Raw genomic sequence first — 20,328 nt, 5'->3', positions numbered from 1 at the left:
GAGGCCTAATTACAATGAGTTGAATCGGTTTATACCAAGCTGGGATAATCAGATTAAAAGAAGTAGTAATTAGCTATTTTATGGTAAATAGCTAATTACGTTTAATGACATGGATAAAGTGGAGAAGAGCATTGTTAATGCGATAGATGCCACAATCAACCAAACATGATATTTAACATAATATATATAATGCGCACTTGGATTTAATGGTTAACACAGAGGCGACGTGTTGATTATCGCCTCCAACAGTCATGTTATTTGAGCGAAAACTAGCACTATTTGAATGATTGATGTGGAAAAACGTTTTTGATGCGCTGCTGTGTGCGACTATCGATGCTGCGTGACATGACCAATTTCGCCGGCTTAAAACGGTTGCTATACACTTTAACGGTTCCGGTAAACGGATTTCGTTTGGCAATTTCTTGGCAATCATGCAAGAAACCTTTTGGCACTTTGCCTTTGTGACGAACAAGCTGTCCATCTTTAAATGCGATGACAATCAAAGGTCTATCAATCAACATAAACGCGAGAAAAATCGCGAACGATATAAATAAAAAATAACCCATAATACTGCTCTAACTGCTCCAGAGTCAGACTCTTGCTGTGAATGCAATCTGTCCAACGGCTACATATCGAGTAAGTTGCTCAAATCTTTCTTCAATGCATCTACTTGCTTGCTTGCGCTCTCTGTACGGTTTGCCTCGGACAACAAATACTCGATGGTATCGGATAAGGTCGCGTCTAGCTCATGCGCTTTTTGTGAGAGCCGTTCCCAAACCCGGTAATCCAAATCAATTGATTTTTTACGAGTGTGTTCTTGCTCGRCATTAAAGTGACGCTTTCGCTTGGCACGAATCGCTTGTTTAAGCTTATTATCGAGCGCTGGCGACATGTGCTTTTCAATCCATTGATTGACGCGAGTTGGCTCATGCTCAATCGCCATTAACGCATCGATAGCCGTTTGTATTTCGGAACTATCAATGTACTTTGTGACGGTGTCACCATCTTTCCATTTTTTGACTAGATAGGCCCATTTCCAGCCCGCTTCGAGGTTTTCGAGTTGTTGATATTTCATATGCCCAAGCTTTGATCACGCCGATTGGTGACAGCGTAACACCAACTGTCAATCTGTTCAATTATCACACATAGTAAAAGCGGCGTATCGATCCCCTGCCCATCGCTTACCGGTGTGCCCATGCGAGTATGCCTATTCGCCCAGTGTGTTATCCTTTATACTCGTTCCATTCTAATCCTAGTCAGTAATCATAGACATGCATGAAGTTGATTGGCGTGATGCCAAACCACATTATTCTCAGTTTACCCCAGCAATTGCTCAATTTGAGACATTGGAAGCGGCTGAGCTATTCTCACTCCAATCTCGACTTGGTCGCGCGTTCCGGTGGCTAATGACACCAGACTGTCCAACACAGTGCTTAGTCGTCATGTCCTCTGATTTGCCGGGCTATCTTAATGCGTACCAGGATGCGTTAACCCAAATTGATGCACTTACCCCTGTGATTGTGGGTGAAAACATCACTGAAACATCACTATTCGGCTTTGCTTATGATGAAAACAAAAACGTTACAGCGTCACAAAAGCAATTTGGCTTAATTCACCAAGCTCACCAAGGCACCATCATTCTCAAAATCGCAGATGTGCTTCAACAACCGCGTGTTTGGCTTCGTTTGCGTCAGCTACTCGCCACGGGTCGCTTACCCTGGCAAACAGCACGTGCCGATCAACTGACCACATTGCCCGATGAGGCGCTCAGCGTCCGAGTGATACTGGTGGGCGATCGACAATGGTTAGCAGATTTTGAGACTCATGAACCTGACTTGTACGATGGTATCGCCGCATTCGCGGAGTACGAGCAAGACATTGAAGTCAATGAGAACAATATTGAAGCCTATCTTGCTTGGCTAAAAGGCATTGCAAATCAGTTAACAGATAAAAGCATCACTGACACTGCCATTGTCCAACTGATGCAAGCGGGAGCGCGAGAAAGCGAAGCCCAGCACCGTATGCCTTTGTGCCCAGTGTGGTATCAGCAGCTGCTTGGCGAAGCACTTATGCATGCTGAAAATCAATTGGACGGGGACGCAATTGCTAAGGCATTAGCAGAGCGCTATCAACGTGCCGCCTACTTACCCGAGCGAGCGATTGAAGATATCCATAAAGGCCAAGTATTTATTGATACTCGCGGTGAACATATTGGCCAAATCAACGGTCTCACTGTCATTGAAGTCCCTGGCCATCCCATGAGCTATGGTGAACCGGCACGTATTTCATGTGTTGTACACTCTGGCGACGGCGACATTGCCGATGTGGAACGCAAAGCGGAACTCGCGGGTAATATCCATGCTAAAGGCATGATGATTATGCAGGCCTTTGTTAGCGCCGCACTCAATCTTGATGAACCATTGCCCTACTCAGCGTCCATTGTGTTTGAGCAATCTTATTGTGAGGTCGATGGTGACAGTGCTTCCTTGGCAGAGCTGTGTGCTTTTGTTAGCGCGCTTTCCTTGCAACCTATCAATCAAGCGATTGCGATYACGGGTGCTGTCGACCAGTTTGGACGAGTGCAAGCCGTGGGAGGGATCAATGAAAAAATCGAAGGCTACTATCAAGTTTGTGCGCATCGTGGCTTAACTGGTCAGCAAGGCATTGTATTACCGAAAACAAATCTGTCATCGCTCTGCCTACGCCAAGATGTCGTGGATGCAATAAAAGCCGGTCAATTTCATATTTGGGCAGTTGATGATGTCGAACAAGCGCTTCCTATCGTGACTGGGCTCCCATTCTCAGGAGACGAAGGCGAAACATTACTTGGCAAAATTTCTGACAGGATCGATCACTTTCATAATGGTGAAAAACAAACCTGCAACACTTTGTTTAGCCGATTAAAAAACTGGTTGGGCCAGTACTGATCCGAGTTGTTTGGCGTACACGTGTACGCTAATCTGCTCGCAATTGAATAAGGAGCAGTTTAGATATAATGAAACGCCAAAATTCCTATAACCGTGAAGACCTTCTCGCCTCTAGCCAGGGTGAACTATTTGGCCCTGGCAGACCGCAACTCCCCGCGCCTAACATGCTAATGATGGATCGCATTGCTGAAATCACCGAACAAGGTGGAGATTTCGATAAAGGGGTCATCATCGCCGAGCTCGATATTAATCCTGACCTTTGGTTCTTCGATTGCCACTTCCCGGGTGATCCTGTGATGCCGGGTTGTTTAGGTCTTGATGCGATGTGGCAGCTTGTGGGATTCTTCCTTGGCTGGGTTGGTGGCGAAGGTAAAGGACGTGCGCTTGGTGTCGGTGAAGTCAAATTTACCGGCCAAGTACTTCCTACTGCCAAGCAAGTACGCTACGAAATTCACATGAAGCGAGTGATTAACCGCAAGTTGGTGATGGGTGTTGCTGACGGGCGCGTGCTTGTCGATGGCAAAGAAATCTATGTCGCCAAAGACCTGAAAGTAGGTTTGTTCCAAGATACATCAGCATTCTAACTAATACTGTATCTCTACACTTCTCCAAGCCGGCATCTACGCCGGCTTTTTATTATCCCCGACGCGCTTTAATAGACTTTTAAATTGAATTTAGTGATCTAGCTTAATGGGAACTCGTTAGGTATGATTTATTTTTGCTTTACACATAAAGTTATAGTGCATTAAACAACCAAGAAAAAGGCCTTACCCGAACGATAAGGCCAAAAACACGGCAATAAATGATTACTTCATCATTTCAGATTTATTACTTCTGCCTTCACGCCAGCCACCAAGCCAGTGGCTCCTTGCATCCGTTTGTTGGTAAGGACATATATCAGACGATCGACCGTTGATACCTGCYTGGAAGCCTTTTGACTGTGCACGTTCCAAACGATCTCGCTTCTGTCTTTTCATAGAGTCGCCCTCTTTATTCCATCTTATTCAGTGCTACTTGCTATCGCAAGGATGCTTCTGTCCGTGACGTTTTTATGAAGCATCCTCTACAGCTTCGATCATGATTATTTTTTAATCAAGACATATCGCACCAATGACAATGAAATTGTGAGTCGTGCCCAAGCCTATTAGTGACAACGTCACTATATGTCTTGCTGCATGGCCTCTAATTCTTCCCACCGTTCAAAGGCTTGCTCCAATTCTTGCTCGGCTTCCGAGAGTCTTGTGAGCTTTGGCTGAGTAACCTCCTGACTTTTAGAGAAAAATTCAGGATCATTCATTTCTGTTTGTAGGCTGTCGATTTCGGCTTCTAGCGCTTCAAGCAGTGCTGGCAAGGCCTCAAGCTCTCGTTGCAATTTATAAGATAACTTACGAGGTTTACCTTTAGGTTTTGCCGTCTTTTGTTCCGTATCTTGGGTGTTTTTTACACTCTTGGGGTCGGATTTTGACGGTGCGACCGCTTGCAAAAATTGCTCACGCTGCTGTTGTGCATCATGGTAGCCGCCTACAAACTTATTGATGGTTCCATCGCCTTCGAAAATCCAGCTATGTGTTACGGTATTATCAACAAAGTGGCGGTCATGGCTAACGAGCAACAAGGTGCCTTGGAATTGCGACAGCAAGTCTTCGAGTAGCTCCAAAGTTTCAATATCAAGGTCATTGGTTGGCTCATCGAGTACCAATGAGTTAGCTGGCTTTAAAAAGAGTTTCGCCAGCAATAGCCGGTTCTTTTCACCGCCAGATAGCGCTTTGACCGGTGTTTGAGCGCGTCGAGGATGGAATAAGAAATCTTGTAAATAGCCCATCACATGGCGTTTACGGCCGCCAACGTCGACTTCGGTTTTCCCACCCGCCAAGTTGTCGATCACGGTTTTTTCCGGATCGAGCTTTTCTCGGTATTGGTCAAAATAGGCGACATCTAACTTGGTGCCAACGTGCAAATGGCCAGTGTCAGGCTCGAGTTGCTGAAGCATGAGCTTTAATAGCGTACTCTTTCCGCACCCATTGGGACCAATCAATGCAATGCGATCGCCACGCATGACAGTAAAGCTAAAAGGCTTAATTAAGGGTTGCTCTTGATAGGTAAAGCTGATGTTCTCAGCCTCAAAGACAATCTTACCGGAGCGAGATGCATCATCGAGCTGGAGATTCGCGTTACCCTGTAACTCAACCCGACTGGCGCGTTCTTGTCGTAACGCCTTCAACGCACGCACTCGCCCTTCGTTACGCGTTCTTCGCGCCTTGATGCCTTGTCGAATCCACGCTTCTTCTTGCGCGAGTTTCTTATCAAACTCGGCATTTTGCTCCGCTTCAACGCGCAGGGCTTCCTCTTTGCCTTCGAGATACTTGTCGTAATCACCGGGCCAAGAAGACAGCTTGCCGCGATCGAGATCTAAGATACGCGTTGCCATGGCTCGAATGAAAGAACGGTCRTGAGATATAAAGACAATGGCGCCTTTAAAGTCTTTTAAGAACTGTTCTAGCCACAGGATGGTCGATACATCAAGGTGGTTTGTTGGCTCATCAAGCAGCAGTACATCGGGCTCGCAGACTAATGCTCTCGCTAGTGCAGCTTTACGTTGCCAACCTCCCGAGAGTGCATTTAATGCGGTGTTGCCGTCTAAACCTAATGCGCCTAATACCACCATAATCTGATTGTCGAAACGCCACGCGTCTGCATGGTCAAGAGCTTCTTGTACACGCGCAAGCGCGGCAATGTTGCGATCGCTAGGATCGGTTTCGATCGTCGCGATCAACTGGTGGTATTCCTTGAGTTTCGCGCCCGCCTCGGCCAACCCTTCGGCGACATAATCGAAGACAGTACCATCGCTGTCGCGCGGCGGATCTTGCTCAAGACGCGAGACTTTTAATTCAGATTGGCGTTGAATCGAGCCATCATCCAGTTGAACTTGACCGTCAAGCACCTTCATCAACGTCGATTTTCCCGCGCCGTTGCGTCCCACCAAACATACGCGTTCGCCCGGTTGTAAAATAAAGTCCGTGTTGTCGAGTAGAGGATTATCGCCGTACGCTAACTGTGCGCCGGTAATTTTAATCAATGCCATGTTCTATTAACCAAGCCTGTAATTGTGTTGAATCGAATGGCCAGCCAAGCTCTGCCCTCACCTGTCCTCCCGGCGTCAGCACGGCAATCACAGGAATAGTGACACCGTAACGCTCAAATAAATTGTCATCGAAGGCGATATCTTGGGTGTCGAGGGGTGTCTGGCACCCCAACGACTGATAGAGTTCATAGGCTTGCTCACAGAGGTGACAGCCTTCCGTGCTGTAGAGCATTAATGCCATACTTAGGCCTCTTGGTGACGAATGATCCAACAGTTATGAATATGAGGATTGCGCGCGAAATCTTCTGGTATCGAGCGCTTAGTTATATTTTCAACGCGTAAGCCAGCTTCAGCCAGCGCGTCGGTATCCATTTTGAAATGCCGTTTGTTGTTAGAGAAAATGATCTCACCGTCTGGGCGAAGCCGCTCTTTCAGTGCTAACAAAACATCGACGTGATCGCGCTGAACATCAAACGTCGTGTTCATGCGTTTGGAGTTAGAAAACGTCGGTGGATCAATAAAAATCAAGTCAAACTGGCGATCTGATTGGCTTATCCACTGCAAGCAATCGGCATTTTCAAATTGATGTTGACGACCCACAATGCCGTTGAGCTTCATATTACGTTCGGCCCAGGCCAAATAGGTTTTGGACATATCGACCGTGGTTGTTGAGCGAGCGCCCCCAACCGCCGCGTGGACGGATGCACTGCCGGTATAGGCAAAAAGGTTTAACACGTCTTTACCCGCGGCTTTCTGGCCAATGAGTTTGCGCGTTGGGCGATGATCGAGGAATAAGYCGGTATCGAGATAGTCGTAAAGGTTAACCTCCAAGGCAACCCCATATTCATGGACCGTCATGGTACGTTCGCCTGCCGCCAGCTTCTGATACTGGTTATTCCCTTTTTGTTTTTCGCGGGTTTTGAGGACAACTTTGTTGACGTCAATTCCGGTCACCGCGATCGATGCTCGAACCATATCCAGCAAACGACGACGCGCTTTCTCTGGTTCAATCGTCTTGGGCGCGGCATACTCTTGAATGACTAAATAGTCACGATAGCGATCAATGGCCGCTTTATAGTCCGGCAAATCCGCATCGTATAGGCGATAGCATTCTAACCCTTCTTTTTTCGCCCATTTATCTAACTTGGCCATGTTTTTACGCAAGCGATTGGCAAAGTCGGGCGCGACATCCGTGCTCCCGTGCGCCTCTTTATCCTGATCGGATCGGGGCTTCTCGCCACGCGCGGTAATACCATATGTTTTCATTACGCAATCAATCGCGCCATTGCGTAGCTTGAACTTGTCATCCGCGCGCATACGTAAACAGCTCAGCAACTCCTCAGAGCCTGAATACAGTGATACCTGATTACCGGCAAAACTCTGCTTGAGGTGATCACCAAGTTGGGTATATAGCGCAATCAAACCTGGGGTTGTGCCAAGACGCTCACCATAAGGTGGGTTGGAGAGAATATGGCCGCCAGTAAAGCCTTCAGGTAGCGTAACCTGAGTGGCATCGGCAACGTCAAACGTAATCAGTTCGCCAACCCCAGCGCGTTTTGCATTCGCCCTCGCCGTTTCGACCACCCGCGGGTCATTATCAAAGCCAAAAAAGCGGGTTTGGCACTGACTCACGCCACGTTTTGCTTTAACGCTCGCTTCAGCTTTAATGCTCTTCCAAGCGTCACTGTCCAACCCAAGTAATGATTCAAACCCCCAACGTTTCCGTTTCAAGCCCGGAGCCACGTTCGCCGCGATCATCGCCGCTTCAATCACCAAAGTGCCTGAACCACACATCACATCCATAAACGGTTGTTCAGGCTGCCAACCACAACGTTTTACCAGTGCAGCAGCATGGGTTTCACGCAATGGCGCCGCACCAGCTTGTGTACGATATCCGCGTTGGTGCAAACCACTGCCAACCATATCGATACCGAGCACGCCCTGCTCTTTAGATAAGCGCATGTGAATGCGTAAATCGGGCTGCTCGCGATCGATACTCGGTCGAGGGAAGTTCATTTTTTCAAACTTATCGACGATAGCGTCTTTTACTTTCAGTGCACCGTATTGGCTGTTGCGGATTTCACGGTTAGTCCCGTTAAAGTCGACGGCAATACGCTGACTGGAATGAAAGTAATCCGGCCAATTGATGGCAGTGGCGCCGAGATAGAGATCCATATCATCGCGCACCGTAAACTCACTCAGTACCAACACAAAGCGAGAAGCAATACGGCTCCATAAACAACACTGATACAGGGTTGCGTCGTCGGCTTTAAACTTCACGCCTGCGTGAACTTGTTTGAGGTTGGTGGCACCGAGTTGTTCTAGCTCTTGTGCAAGCAAGTGCTCGAGGCCTCGAGCGGTTATCGCGAGATAGTATTTCATTGGTTCTCTACACCCTTGGGGCGTCATTTATCAAATTGGCGCCGATTATACATCAAACTGAACCTACTCGTGGGATTAAGCCACATCATCCACATTGATTGTTGAAATAATCACCACCGATTTGTTTCTGATAAGAATCAATCCAACCAAGACAACTGTTTCCATCAAGACACAAGTGTGTCTGTCCGCAATCAAAGTCTGTTTCCAAATAGAAACACCAGCATGAATCCCTTTCGTGGCAAGGGTTGTCGGCGACTCTATATAGCCATTGGTAAGCATTCACTATGAACAAAACTCACGCAAACAAGGCCATCGTGTTTTTAAATAGACAGATTAAATCCCATCAGGCAACAACAACGCCCACCCAAATTGGTATAGACCATGAGATATATTTAAAAGCGTATAGCACGGGAAAATAGGAAGGAAACGGTAATAGATTGCCGCAATAACGGTGTTTTTTAAGTCAGATTGGCCCCATAGTGGTGCGACTTTTCGCACGAATTTTGTTCAATCAGTAGATATAGATCACATTTTAATCGTTAGGCTGTTCGTAAATAGAAACGAATTTAGCCAAAGAAGCGGAGAAAATTCATGAATGATGAACGGAGATTATGAGAGGTAGGAAGCAAATAAAGCGTGGGCTGGTACCAAAAATGGTACTCAGCCCACTAACGCAAATCGACCTTTTCGGTTATTTGTTTGAGGTATGAATTGAGATAACCGGTCGTTCATTACTTTAATCGCACCACAAAACGCCAAGGTTTTATTGTCGCTAAGCTGAAAATCGGCCTCACGAGCGAGCATGCACAATGAAGCCGAGCCTGCGTTTTCTATGATTAGAAATGGCGCCCTATCTCCCGCTTGGCTTTGAAGCTCCACAACCTGCCCACACTCAGGTGCTGAGAGCGGTTCAAGCTGAGGGTCAAAAAACCAACTTTTCGGTAAGATAGGTTTGTGGAAGCGATAGGCTGCCACTGCGTTCAAAGCGAGTTCGGCTCGCCGAGGAGCCGACAAATCGAGGCATGACAAAGTATCTGTCATGCTCTGAAAAAGGGATGCGTCCTCTACAGAGAATGGGGACTCAGAGAACGCATCGGGGATGAGGTGTTTGGCACTGATGGCGACGCGAAATAGCATGTCATCGCCCAAATCAAGCATTAGCGATTCCGACTCGGTGTCGAAATACCATGTCCATGCATTGTTAGGTTTTAACATACTCAGCTCCCGCGACGATACATCTAATGGGGTATCTGGCTTTGCCAAATGTGCCACATTCCCGAAGTGTAATGGCTTAAGGGCAAAAAAAAAGGGGAAGAAACCTTCCCCTTTTCGCGTTAAAACCTTTATTTTTTATACAAAATTTTAGTGATGGTTAGATATTGCGTACTAATTGCTTCACTAAGCCCGGACCGTGATAAATCAGTCCAGTGTAAACTTGTACCAGTGCAGCACCCGCTGCCATTTTTTCGCGAGCCGCCATCACCGAATCAACCCCGCCGACCCCAATAATGGGTAAGGCACCCTCTAGGGCTTGGTGAAGACGGCGAATAATCTCGGTACTCTTCAGTTGAACAGGTCGACCACTGAGGCCACCCGCTTCTTGGTAATGTGGCATACCGTCAACCAATGCGCGATCTAAGGTCGTGTTCGTCGCGATCACTCCATCAATTTGATTTCGCACTAATGTTTGCGCAACTTGCTCAATTTCCTCTTCAGTCAGATCAGGTGCTATCTTGACCGCAAGCGGCACATACTTGCCCTGCTCTTCGCTCAAGCGTGCTTGTTCCGCTTTCAAGGTGCTCAGCAATTCATCTAGCGCTTCACCGTATTGCAAGCTTCGCAGCCCAGGCGTGTTGGGAGACGAGATATTCACCGCAATGTAATCGGCGTGCGCATATACCTTTTGCATACAAATGACATAGTCGTCCGTGCCTTTCTCAATCGGCGTATCTTTGTTTTTGCCGATATTGATACCAAGGATCCCATCAAACCCTTTGGCTTTTTTAACGTTTTCAATCAGCGCATCCACACCCAGATTATTAAAGCCCATGCGATTAATAATCCCCTCTGCATCTTTGATGCGGAACAATCGCGGCTTATCATTTCCTGGTTGTGGTCGTGGTGTCACCGTTCCGACTTCGACAAAGCCAAACCCCATCGCTCCAAACGCTTCTATGCACTCACCATTTTTATCAAGCCCTGCGGCGAGGCCAACGGGGTTTTTGAAGTTGAGTCCCATAACGGTAACAGGACGAGGAGGAAGATGCTGAGAGTAGATAAAACGAAGGGGGGTCGAATGAAAACGGGAAAGCGAGCTGATCGTTAAGTCGTGTGCTTTTTCTGGATCCAATTGAAAGATTGCCGGTCTGGCGAGGCGGTATAGCATTATCCCTCCTAATAAAAAAGCCCCGTTATAAACGGGGCTAGATTATTGCGTTATTACTGCTTTAATTCAAATTTAAAAGCGATAATTCACGCAGCGCAACCGAGAATTTTGCAAATTCATGGACCGAGCCGACTTTGAACTCATCCACAATACTGCGCCAGCGGCCCAGAATCATGGCATGCTCTTCCATCCATGCGTCGAGTCCCGCTTCTGCATCTTGTTTCGGATCCATTTCTGAAACAATACGCGCAGTCAGCAAACGTTGCTGCCAATCCAAATCTTCTCGGAATGAAGCACGCGCCAGAGCCTGCCAGTGGTTGTCGACCGGTTGGTTGTTGATTTGTTTCAAGAACCAATGCAACGATAAATTATCACCCAGCACATAGTATAAGCGTGCCACCAGCTCGAACGGTTTATCTAACTGCTCGGATACTTGCGCCAAGTCGAGGCCCGAGAAGATGCTGGTCAAACGACACACTTTGCTTGCCAACTCATCAGGTACACCCGCTTTGCGCAGTTTCTCCGCCTGATCATCGTGTTCTTTAATCTCACTGTCGACCAAGTAGCTATCCAGGTTCGCTGCCAAGTTTTGTAACGCGGGACGATAAAACGCCACTTGCGCTTCAATGCTCTCGCCTTTGCGTTTGTTGCGAAGCATCCAGCGGGTTGCGCGACGCAACATGCGACGACAACGGAACAAAATATCGTATTGAACGGACGCACTCACTTGGTTATCCAATGCGCGAACATCATCAAATATCTGTTCAAAACCAAAGATTTCGCGAGCAATCGCGTAAGATTTAGCAATGTCACTCACACTGGCACCGGTTTCGTCTTGCATACGGGTGATAAAGTTAAAGCCCATATCATTCGACATTTGGTTCGCCAGCACAGTCGCAATGATCTCACCACGCAGTGGGTGCGACTCCATCTCTTGACGATAGTGACGTTGTAACTCTTTGGGGAAATAACCGGGGAGCAGTTGGCCAAAGTGACTATCTTGCGTCACCTCCTCGACCACCAGCTGCTCTTTTAACACCATTTTGCCATATGCAACCAGCACGGCAATTTCTGGACGTGTTAAACCATTTCCTCGTAAGTTACGTTCCGCGAGCGTTTCATCATCAGGTAGATACTCAAGCGCACGATCTAACTTGCCCTCTTTCTCGAGATAATGAATAAAGCGGATCTGCTCTTTGAGCAACGACGCTTGCTGATTGTGCGTGACAGAGATAGATTCACTTTGACTGTAGGCATCTTCCAGCACAATCTCAGAAACATCATTCTCCATTTTCTCCAGCAGTTGATTACGCTTTTTCAAGGTAAGATCGCCGGATGCCACCAAGCCATTCAATAGGATCTTGATGTTGACTTCGTTATCCGAGCAATCAACGCCACCCACATTGTCAATAAAGTCAGTATTAACACGACCACCTTTTAGTGCGTATTCAATACGTCCTAATTGCGTCATGCCGAGATTACCGCCCTCACCGATAATGCGCGCGCCCACTTCCTTGCCGTTAACACGTAATCCGTCATTCGCACGATCACCCACTTCTGTATGGGTCTCGTTTGCGGCTTTCACGTACGTCCCGATCCCGCCATTCCAGAGCAGATCCACTTTGGTTTGCAGGATCTGCTTGATCAAGTCGTTCGGCGCCATGGATTGCTTACGCGTACCCAATAGCTTTTGGATCTCTGGCGTCAAGGTGATGGATTTCGCACGACGAGAGAAAACGCCGCCGCCTTTTGAAATCAGCTTACTGTCATAGTCTTCCCAACTAGAACGAGGCAAGTTGAATAAACGCTCACGTTCTTTCCAACTTTTTGCGGCATCCGGTTCTGGGTCAATAAAGATATGCATATGGTTAAAGGCCGCGACCAAGCGAATATGCTTAGAAAGCAACATGCCATTACCAAATACATCGCCGCCCATGTCACCAATGCCAACACAGGTAAAATCTGTCGTCTGGCAATCGATGTCTAGCTCGCGGAAATGGCGTTTTACCGACTCCCAGGCCCCTTTCGCGGTAATGCCCATTTTCTTATGGTCGTAACCATTGGAACCACCAGAGGCAAAGGCATCCCCTAACCAGAAGTTGTATTGTGCTGAGACACTGTTCGCCAAATCAGAGAAGGTTGCCGTGCCTTTATCCGCCGCAACCACCAGATAAGCGTCATCATCATCATGGCGCACCACCTCATTTGGTGGGGTTAGTTCGCCCTCGATGATGTTATCCGTGATATCCAACAGACCTTGAATGAAAATACGGTAACAGCGTTGACCTTCTGCAAAGATCTCATCGCGACCGGTAAACTGGTGTTGGCGTTTACAGACGAATCCGCCTTTCGCGCCTACCGGCACAATCACGGTATTTTTCACCTGTTGTGCTTTAACGAGGCCAAGCACCTCGGTACGGAAGTCTTCTTGACGATCTGACCAGCGCAAACCACCCCGAGCGACTTTTCCCCCGCGCAGATGCACACCTTCCACATCGGGTGAGTATACGAAGATCTCGTAGGCTGGCACCGGTTGAGGGATCTCAGGAATGTCTGCAGGTTGCAATTTTAATGATAGATACGGCTTATCCAGGCCATTCTCTGGGTCTTTTTGGAAGAAGTTGGTGCGCAATGTCGCCAACATCATTTCCATATAACGACGGATAATCCGATCGTCATCCAGACTTTCCACTTGCTCAAGCGCGTCTTCGATCTGGGCGATCAATTTGTCTTGCGCACGCTGGGTATTCTTCGCCGCTGGATCAAATCGTTTGTTAAACAGTTGAACCAGCAAACTCGCTAGATCAGGATGGGACGCCAGCGTCTCTTCAATGTATGCCTGACTAAACGGAAAACCGACTTGTCGCATATAACGCGCATAGGCACGAAGGATAGTCACTTCACGACCCGATAGTCCTGCATTCAAGACTAAACGGTTAAATCCATCGTTATYTAACCGTCCGTGCCAAATATCAGCGAAGGCCTGCTGGAAACGATCCCGCGCTTTCGACAAGTTGAAGGCTGAACCGGCACTGTGCAACATCGAGAAGTCGAGAATCCAATAGACGTCACCATGACTGGTTTCGACTTCATAGGGCGATTCACCAATGACACGCAGACCGAGGTTTTCCAACATCGGCATCACATCGGATAAGTGGATCGGCTCACCTTTTTGGAACAGTTTCAGGCTCACCGCATTCGAGTGATGACTCACCTCTTGTGGACGATAGAACAACATGTCCAACTTATGGTCGTCACTTAAGCCTTCCAAACGTTCAATATCAGCCACCGCAGAACCAGGCAACATCGCTTCTTTATAGGAACGAGGGAACGCGCGTAGGTAACGCTTCGCGATCGGCGTACCTCGGTTTTCGCCAAAGTTGGCAATCACCGCTTCTTGTAAACGGTCATCCCATGATGAAGCCGCTTCGGTAAGGTTTTGCTCAATCTTTTTCACATCAATATCGAAGTTGTTATTATCGACCCGCACAATGTAATGCGTGCGTGCCAATGGGCTTTCAGAGAAGAAGGTGTTGAACTCAACATCCTGATCAGAACCAAAGTACTGCTGGAAAATACGTTGCGTCTGACGACGGAATTCCGTGTTGTACCGCTCACGCGTGATATACACCATACATGAGAAGAAGCGGCCAAACGGATCGCGACGGACGAACACACGCAGCATGTCACGGTCTTGCATTTGCACGACGCCCATACCGACATTACGCATTTCATCTTCGGTCGCTTGGAACAGCTCATCACGCGGATAGTTTTCGAGGATGTTCGCCAGTGCTTTCCACGAATGTGACTCTTGATAGAAGCCGCTGTTATCCAGAATTCGGCGTACTTTATTGCGTAATACCGGAATACTGGAGGTCGATTGGTTATACGCCGATGACGCGTAAAGCCCCGTAAAGCGGTGCTCACCAATCACATTTCCCTGCGCATCAAATTTTTTGATGCCGATATAGTCAACATAGGCAGGTCGGTGCACACGCGATTTCGCATTGCTTTTGGTCAGTACCAATAGCTCTTTCTTTAATGCCGTTGCACGCGCAGACTCTGGCATTTCCGACAAGCGCACCACATTCGGTGATTTATGCTTTTTGGCCAGACCGAGTGCATCGCATTCACTGGAGGCGGAAAGCTCATAGTCACCTTCAACGGCCACAAGGTCAAAACACTTGTAACCCATGAAGGTAAAGTTGTTTTCGGTAATCCAGGTCAGAAATTCAATCGCTTCTTGACGGCGCTCATCATCAAACGGCAGCGCGGCCTCTTTCAGTGATTTCACCRAAGACAGCATTTGCTCGCGCAYTGGCTGCCAATCATTCACGACCATCACCACATCGGTCAGCGTTTCATGGAGTTCTTTTTCCAACGCTGCCATTTCAGCATCTTCTGACATCTTATCGATTTCGATGTGGAAAGTGCTTTGGAATTGGCCGTTCTCACCGCTGATCTCAACCACATCACCTTGTTGGTTTTTCAACGCTTTCACAGGCGTGTTTAGCATCAGGTGTGTTGTGATCCCCAATCGATTGAGGGCCATACGGACGGAATCCACCAAAAACGGCGCATCCGGGGCGAGGATTTCGACAATGGTATGGGTTGATTGCCAACCGTTACCACTGAGGCTGGGGTTAAAGACCTTAACGAATATTTTATCTTGTTCGAATGTGTTGAGATGGTGCCACATGCTCATCACGGCACCATAGAGATCTGATTCATTGYGTTCCTGCAAATCATTATCAGAAATTTGACCCAATATCCTTTTGGCTAATGCATCGACGAGTGGCTGTTGAGTATCATCCAGTTTATCGGCAATCAGTTGATAAACTTTCTCAAGTAACACCGGTACTATAGGGTCACGCGAGGTCATTCTGGAACTCCGTAGTCCTTTTTTAGACGTTATCTTTGTAGTAAGTATTAGAGGTAAACATTGCGTTAACATACGCACTGCCTAGTGTAAGGCTTGCTACACAAAAACGTTATATCTAAACAGCTGGATTTATACGAATTTCGCGAGAATGTGACTGGTGTAGCTATTTCCTTAGCTACGTTTGGTTAGGCGATGCGCTCGAGAGAACGAAAGCGATTCTCCTCATCGGTGGTAAGTTTAAAACGGCCTCGTATACCGAGTTGTGAGAGATAAGGACGAAAGCGTGCGGCGGGAATTTGCAAGCGTAGTCCCTTGTCGGTAGTGACCACCACACTCGACGCGGCGCCACTGTAATAGAGCTGATACTCTGAATAGGAAATATTGACGTTAAAACGATAATCCATCGTGTTGATACTCGGTCATTTTTTCTCTGCGACAGGGTAACAAAAAAGCCGCCCAAATTGGACGGCTTGATGATCATTGGATCACGATTCGCTCGCCCTATTGTTCGAGCGTTTTTTGCACTTTCTCGTACAAATCGTTAGCCAAGTTATCCATGTCAGCCAACTCTTGTAGTACTTGGCGCATATGCTGCTGACGTTCGGTGTCGTAATACGCCAGTTTAAGCAATGGATCGATTAAACGCGAAGCCACTTGCGGGTTCGATTCGTTTAAGGTTACCAAGATCTCTTTCAAGAATCGGTAGCCACTCCCATCTTTGGCGTGGAAGTGCGCGGGGTTGCGCGAACAAAAGGCACCAATCAAACTACGGGTTCGGTTTGGATTCTTAAGGCTAAATGCCGGATGAGCCATTTGTGCTTTCACCCCTTCCAAGGCATTTTCTGCCGGATTTATACCTTGCAGCACAAACCACTTATCCATCACTAGCCCGTCATGCTGCCACTGGTCGCTAAAGTGCTTCATCAAGGACTCGCGGCATGGCAGTTGGGCGGCGTTGGCCGCATGCAGTGCTGCCATTGTATCGGTCATGTTGTTGGCATTACGGTATTGTGCTTCGACCCAATCATTGCCGTTTTCAGTATGTGCAAGATWGCTTAAACACGTGTTGCGTAAGTCACGCTCACCAATCGCTTTATGGCTGATTTCATATGACGCTTGTGTATATTGGCGATAAACCGTTTCCAGCTCATCAACCATTTCATCCGCGAATTGCTGTTTGAAAGCCGCCATGACCATGTGAATCGCATCCACATCCACAATATCAAACCAGCCCGCCACTTCGTTTTCAGAAGGTAACTTGAGCACTTCTGCAATCAATGCCGGTTCAGTGTTCTCGCTCAGTAGTACTCCACGGAAAGCATCAACCACTGACGCTGGGATCACTATCTTTTCATCATTTTGTACGCGTGCCACATTGGCCTTGATGTGTTTTGCCAGCAAGCTTTGTCCCGCATCCCAGCGAGCAAAGTCATTGCGCGCGTGTTGCAGCAAGAAGGTTAAGTCTTGATCTTGGTAATCATACTCAAGCTTCACCGGTGCCGAGAACTCGCGTAGCAACGAAATCACTGGCTGCTCATCCACCGCATCAAAAATAAAGGTTTGTTCGGCTTCAGTCACCGCCAAGATATGGTGTACAGGCTCTCCATGACGCTGTAACTCAATCACACTGCCATCAGCGCGATACAGTTCAATATCGAGCGGAATATACAATGGTAGTTTTTCCGCTTGATCGGCCGTTGCTGGCGTATGTTGCTTCACATGCAATGCCAGTTGTTTAGTCGCATCGTCATAGGTTGAAGATACATTGAGAACCGGCGTGCCCGATTGACTGTACCAGCGTCGGAATTGGGTTAAATCAATCCCTGAGGCATCTTCCATCGCTTGCACAAAGTCATCGCACGTTGCTGCTGTGCCATCATGGCGTTCAAAGTAGAGCTTCACGCCTTTTTGGAACCCTTCTTCGCCAAGAATAGTGTGCATCATACGAATCACTTCACTGCCCTTTTCATACACTGTCAGGGTGTAGAAGTTATTCATTTCGATCACTTTTTCTGGGCGGATCGGATGCGACATCGGGCTTGCATCTTCAGCAAATTGAGGGCCGCGCATAATGCGAACATTTTCAATACGGTTGACCGAGCGAGAGCCCAAATCAGACGAAAATTCCTGATCGCGGAAAACCGTTAACCCTTCTTTCAGGCTCAGCTGAAACCAATCACGACAGGTGACTCGGTTCCCCGTCCAGTTATGGAAGTATTCATGACCAATAACCGCCTCAATCCCCAAATAGTCGGCATCGGTTGCCGTCTCTGCATTGGCAAGCACATACTTGGAGTTAAAGATATTGAGGCCTTTGTTCTCCATAGCACCCATGTTGAAGAAATCAACGGCCACGATCATGTAGATATCAAGGTCATACTCAAGGTCGAAGCGTGTTTCATCCCATTTCATCGCATTCTTAAGCGAAACCATGGCGTGATCGGCGCGATCTAAGTTGCCTTTATCCACGAAAATTTCGAGGGCCACTTCACGACCTGAACGCGTCACAAAGCTGTCACGCAACACATCAAAATCACCAGCAACTAGCGCAAACAGATAACTTGGCTTTGCATACGGATCATGCCACTCAACCCAATGACGACCGTTATCCAACTCGCCCGACGCAATTTTGTTACCGTTACTCAGCAAGTATGGATAAGACGCTTTATCCGCAATCACCTTGGTGGTGAAACGTGCCAATACATCCGGGCGATCGAGATAGTAAGTAATACGGCGGAAGCCTTCTGCTTCACACTGCGTGCAATACGCACCGCCTGATATATACAAACCTTCAAGGGCCGAATTATTTTCTGGGTCGATCTCGGTTTGGATCGTGAGCGTGAACGCCGCAGGCACATCACGGACGATGAGTTTGCCTGACTCCTCACTGTAGGCCGTCCATGCATCGCCATTGATGTCGATACGCACTAACTTTAGGTTTTCGCCATCCAGTTCAATGTCGGTCGCATTGTCATTTAAACGCTTCACTTGGCTCACGGCCGTTACCAAGGTTGCGTTCGGCTCAAGATCAAACTCTAGGTTTAGGTCGGTAATGGTAAAATCAGGGGCGCGATAATCTTTACGATATTTCGCAGTGGGTTGTTGAGACATGTTGAATCCTTATTATTGGGTGTACCTCAGCCAACAAATCGTGTCAGTGACTGCCTGACGCCAACCTTGGCGAGCAGCGTGCTATACCATACCGCGCTCGCAAAAAGATGACTATAGGTTTAACACTTTGTTATCAATTGTTTGCGTATGCGATGTGTAAAAAACGCCTCACAAACTGTCAATGTGACGATAAAACCTCTCAAATTGGCGAATTATGCAGCATATTGTCAACGCAGGCTGCCAATCCGGCAGGAAATATAATGTGACGACGGTTAAATTTTACAGAAATTGCGGTACTATGACGCCAATTTCGTTTTGTAACACGTAAGGCGTTCCACACGCATGCACAATCCGATCATCACTTCACTGCTGGATACGGACGCATACAAGCTGAATATGCAGCAAGCCGTCTTTCATCACTATCGTGACGTTCACGTCACCGCGGACTTCTATTGTCGGAGTGATGAGAATTTAACTCCGCTAAAAGACGCGGTGATAGCGCAAGTGAACGCGCTAGGCTCACTGCGTTTTACTGAGCAGGAGTTAAATTATCTGGCCTCGCTCGAGCTCTATCAAGCAGATTTTCTCTCATACCTGAAGCACTTTCAGCTTCGCCCAGAGCAAGTTACTGTCACTATCGAAGAAGGACAGCTGGCGATTCATATTGCTGGTCCGTGGTGCGAAGTGATTCTCTGGGAAGTGCCATTACTCGCGATTATCTGTGAGTTACGGAATCGCATCTGCTACCCCACGTTCGGGGTGGAGCACGCATTGGCCCGACTTGAGGAGAAACTGAATCATTTACCCGAAGACGGCTTTGCCGATGACTTTCAATTGGTCGACTTCGGCACACGTCGCCGCTTCTCGCGTGATGTGCACTATGCCATCGTTAAACGCCTGAAAGCCGCTTATCCCCCGCTAAAAGGCACCTCCAATGTTTGGTTAGCGAAAGAGCTTGGCCTGCCCCCAGTTGGTACCCAAGCTCATGAGTGGTTTCAAGCGCATCAGCAGCTGGCGGGAGCGTTGGCCGATTCACAACAGCTTGCGCTACGTGTTTGGTTAAAAGAATATCCAAACAGTCTGGGCATCGCTCTGACCGATTGCATCAATATGGATGCTTTCCTTCGTGATTTTGACAGCGAACTCTCGCAAGCCTTTACCGGTCTGCGTCATGACAGTGGCGATCCCATCGCTTGGGGAGAAAAAGCCATTGCCCACTACCAGCATCACGATATCGCCCCTGACTCTAAGACGTTGGTCTTCTCTGACAGCCTCACGCTGGCCAAGGCTATTCATATCTATCGCCATTTTTCAGGGCGGGTGCAAACATCGTTTGGAATTGGTACCCAATTAACCTGTGATCTACCCGACGTGAAAACCCTTAACGTGGTGATCAAGCTCACTAGCTGCCAAGGCAAACCCGTCGCCAAAATCTCCGATGAGCCAAACAAAGCAATTTGTAAAGACGAGGCGCATTTGAGTGCGCTGAAAGCGGCATTTAGACTGATTGATTAAAGAGTCAGGTACAAAAATGCCCGCTGTGATACGGGCATTTTTT

Annotated in this window: 14 protein-coding genes; 3 read left to right on the top strand and 11 right to left on the bottom strand. The window is 47.8% G+C overall.

Annotation, left to right across the window (positions count from 1 at the left end):
• Positions 1-275 precede the first annotated feature (275 nt).
• Together BZG83_RS02090 and matP are read right to left on the bottom strand one after the other, a co-directional pair.
• The gene (locus BZG83_RS02090; protein WP_069587715.1) at positions 276-566 is read right to left on the bottom strand and encodes a DUF3634 family protein; all 291 of its coding nucleotides are present in this window, start codon (positions 564-566) and stop codon (positions 276-278) included.
• Positions 567-625: 59 nt separating this feature from the next.
• Positions 626-1,075, bottom strand: coding sequence for a macrodomain Ter protein MatP (gene matP, locus BZG83_RS02085; RefSeq protein WP_077479181.1), 450 nt, complete (start codon positions 1,073-1,075; stop codon positions 626-628).
• 196 nt (positions 1,076-1,271) lie between these two features.
• Here matP and BZG83_RS02080 point away from each other — a divergent pair, with 196 nt between their 5' ends.
• Entirely contained in the window at positions 1,272-2,927 is a 1,656-nt protein-coding gene (locus BZG83_RS02080) for an AAA family ATPase (protein ID WP_077479180.1), read from the top strand.
• Positions 2,928-2,995: 68 nt separating this feature from the next.
• Positions 2,996-3,511 (top strand): bifunctional 3-hydroxydecanoyl-ACP dehydratase/trans-2-decenoyl-ACP isomerase, encoded by a 516-nt coding sequence (gene fabA / locus BZG83_RS02075; protein ID WP_069587720.1) that lies wholly within the window; start codon positions 2,996-2,998, stop codon positions 3,509-3,511.
• A gap of 222 nt (positions 3,512-3,733) precedes the next feature.
• Here fabA and rmf read toward each other — a convergent pair whose 3' ends face one another.
• The 9 genes from rmf to pepN form a co-directional block, all read right to left on the bottom strand.
• The gene (gene rmf / locus BZG83_RS02070) at positions 3,734-3,904 is read right to left on the bottom strand and encodes a ribosome modulation factor (RefSeq protein WP_077456710.1); all 171 of its coding nucleotides are present in this window, start codon (positions 3,902-3,904) and stop codon (positions 3,734-3,736) included.
• Positions 3,905-4,086: 182 nt separating this feature from the next.
• Positions 4,087-6,009 (bottom strand): ATP-binding cassette ATPase Uup, encoded by a 1,923-nt coding sequence (gene uup, locus BZG83_RS02065; RefSeq protein ID WP_077479179.1) that lies wholly within the window; start codon positions 6,007-6,009, stop codon positions 4,087-4,089.
• The gene (locus BZG83_RS02060) at positions 5,996-6,250 is read right to left on the bottom strand and encodes a glutaredoxin family protein (RefSeq protein WP_077479178.1); all 255 of its coding nucleotides are present in this window, start codon (positions 6,248-6,250) and stop codon (positions 5,996-5,998) included. Before BZG83_RS02060 ends, uup begins: the two co-directional genes overlap by 14 nt.
• 2 nt (positions 6,251-6,252) lie before the next feature.
• Positions 6,253-8,391 (bottom strand): bifunctional 23S rRNA (guanine(2069)-N(7))-methyltransferase RlmK/23S rRNA (guanine(2445)-N(2))-methyltransferase RlmL, encoded by a 2,139-nt coding sequence (gene rlmKL / locus BZG83_RS02055; protein ID WP_077479177.1) that lies wholly within the window; start codon positions 8,389-8,391, stop codon positions 6,253-6,255.
• Positions 8,392-9,051: 660 nt separating this feature from the next.
• Entirely contained in the window at positions 9,052-9,606 is a 555-nt protein-coding gene (locus BZG83_RS02050) for a cell division protein ZapC (RefSeq protein ID WP_077456720.1), read from the bottom strand.
• Positions 9,607-9,763: 157 nt separating this feature from the next.
• The gene (pyrD, locus tag BZG83_RS02045; protein WP_077479176.1) at positions 9,764-10,777 is read right to left on the bottom strand and encodes a quinone-dependent dihydroorotate dehydrogenase; all 1,014 of its coding nucleotides are present in this window, start codon (positions 10,775-10,777) and stop codon (positions 9,764-9,766) included.
• Positions 10,778-10,838: 61 nt separating this feature from the next.
• The gene (locus BZG83_RS02040) at positions 10,839-15,659 is read right to left on the bottom strand and encodes an NAD-glutamate dehydrogenase (protein WP_077479175.1); all 4,821 of its coding nucleotides are present in this window, start codon (positions 15,657-15,659) and stop codon (positions 10,839-10,841) included.
• 185 nt (positions 15,660-15,844) lie between these two features.
• Complete coding sequence (locus BZG83_RS02035) at positions 15,845-16,063, bottom strand: DUF2835 domain-containing protein (RefSeq protein ID WP_069587733.1); 219 nt, start codon at positions 16,061-16,063, stop codon at positions 15,845-15,847.
• 97 nt (positions 16,064-16,160) lie between these two features.
• Positions 16,161-18,770: an aminopeptidase N gene (gene pepN, locus BZG83_RS02030; protein ID WP_077479174.1), complete on the bottom strand. Its 2,610-nt coding sequence runs from the start codon at positions 18,768-18,770 to the stop codon at positions 16,161-16,163.
• Positions 18,771-19,112: 342 nt separating this feature from the next.
• On the opposite strand from pepN, the gene pncB reads away from it, so the two are divergent.
• Positions 19,113-20,285, top strand: coding sequence for a nicotinate phosphoribosyltransferase (gene pncB, locus BZG83_RS02025; protein WP_077479173.1), 1,173 nt, complete (start codon positions 19,113-19,115; stop codon positions 20,283-20,285).
• Positions 20,286-20,328 lie beyond the last annotated feature (43 nt).

Origin of the sequence: Salinivibrio sp. PR919, from assembly GCF_001995355.1 — a bacterium.
GTDB lineage: Bacteria > Pseudomonadota > Gammaproteobacteria > Enterobacterales > Vibrionaceae > Salinivibrio > Salinivibrio proteolyticus.
This window is presented reverse-complemented; position numbering and strand designations above follow the sequence as displayed.

Coding starts and splice junctions, on each gene's coding strand:
- BZG83_RS02090 (WP_069587715.1), bottom strand. CDS start 566: ATGGGTTATTTTTTATTTATATCGTTCGCGATTTTTCTCGCGTTTATG.
- fabA (WP_069587720.1), top strand. CDS start 2,996: ATGAAACGCCAAAATTCCTATAACCGTGAAGACCTTCTCGCCTCTAGC.
- BZG83_RS02060 (WP_077479178.1), bottom strand. CDS start 6,250: ATGGCATTAATGCTCTACAGCACGGAAGGCTGTCACCTCTGTGAGCAA.
- BZG83_RS02050 (WP_077456720.1), bottom strand. CDS start 9,606: ATGTTAAAACCTAACAATGCATGGACATGGTATTTCGACACCGAGTCG.
- pyrD (WP_077479176.1), bottom strand. CDS start 10,777: ATGCTATACCGCCTCGCCAGACCGGCAATCTTTCAATTGGATCCAGAA.
- BZG83_RS02035 (WP_069587733.1), bottom strand. CDS start 16,063: ATGGATTATCGTTTTAACGTCAATATTTCCTATTCAGAGTATCAGCTC.
- pncB (WP_077479173.1), top strand. CDS start 19,113: ATGCACAATCCGATCATCACTTCACTGCTGGATACGGACGCATACAAG.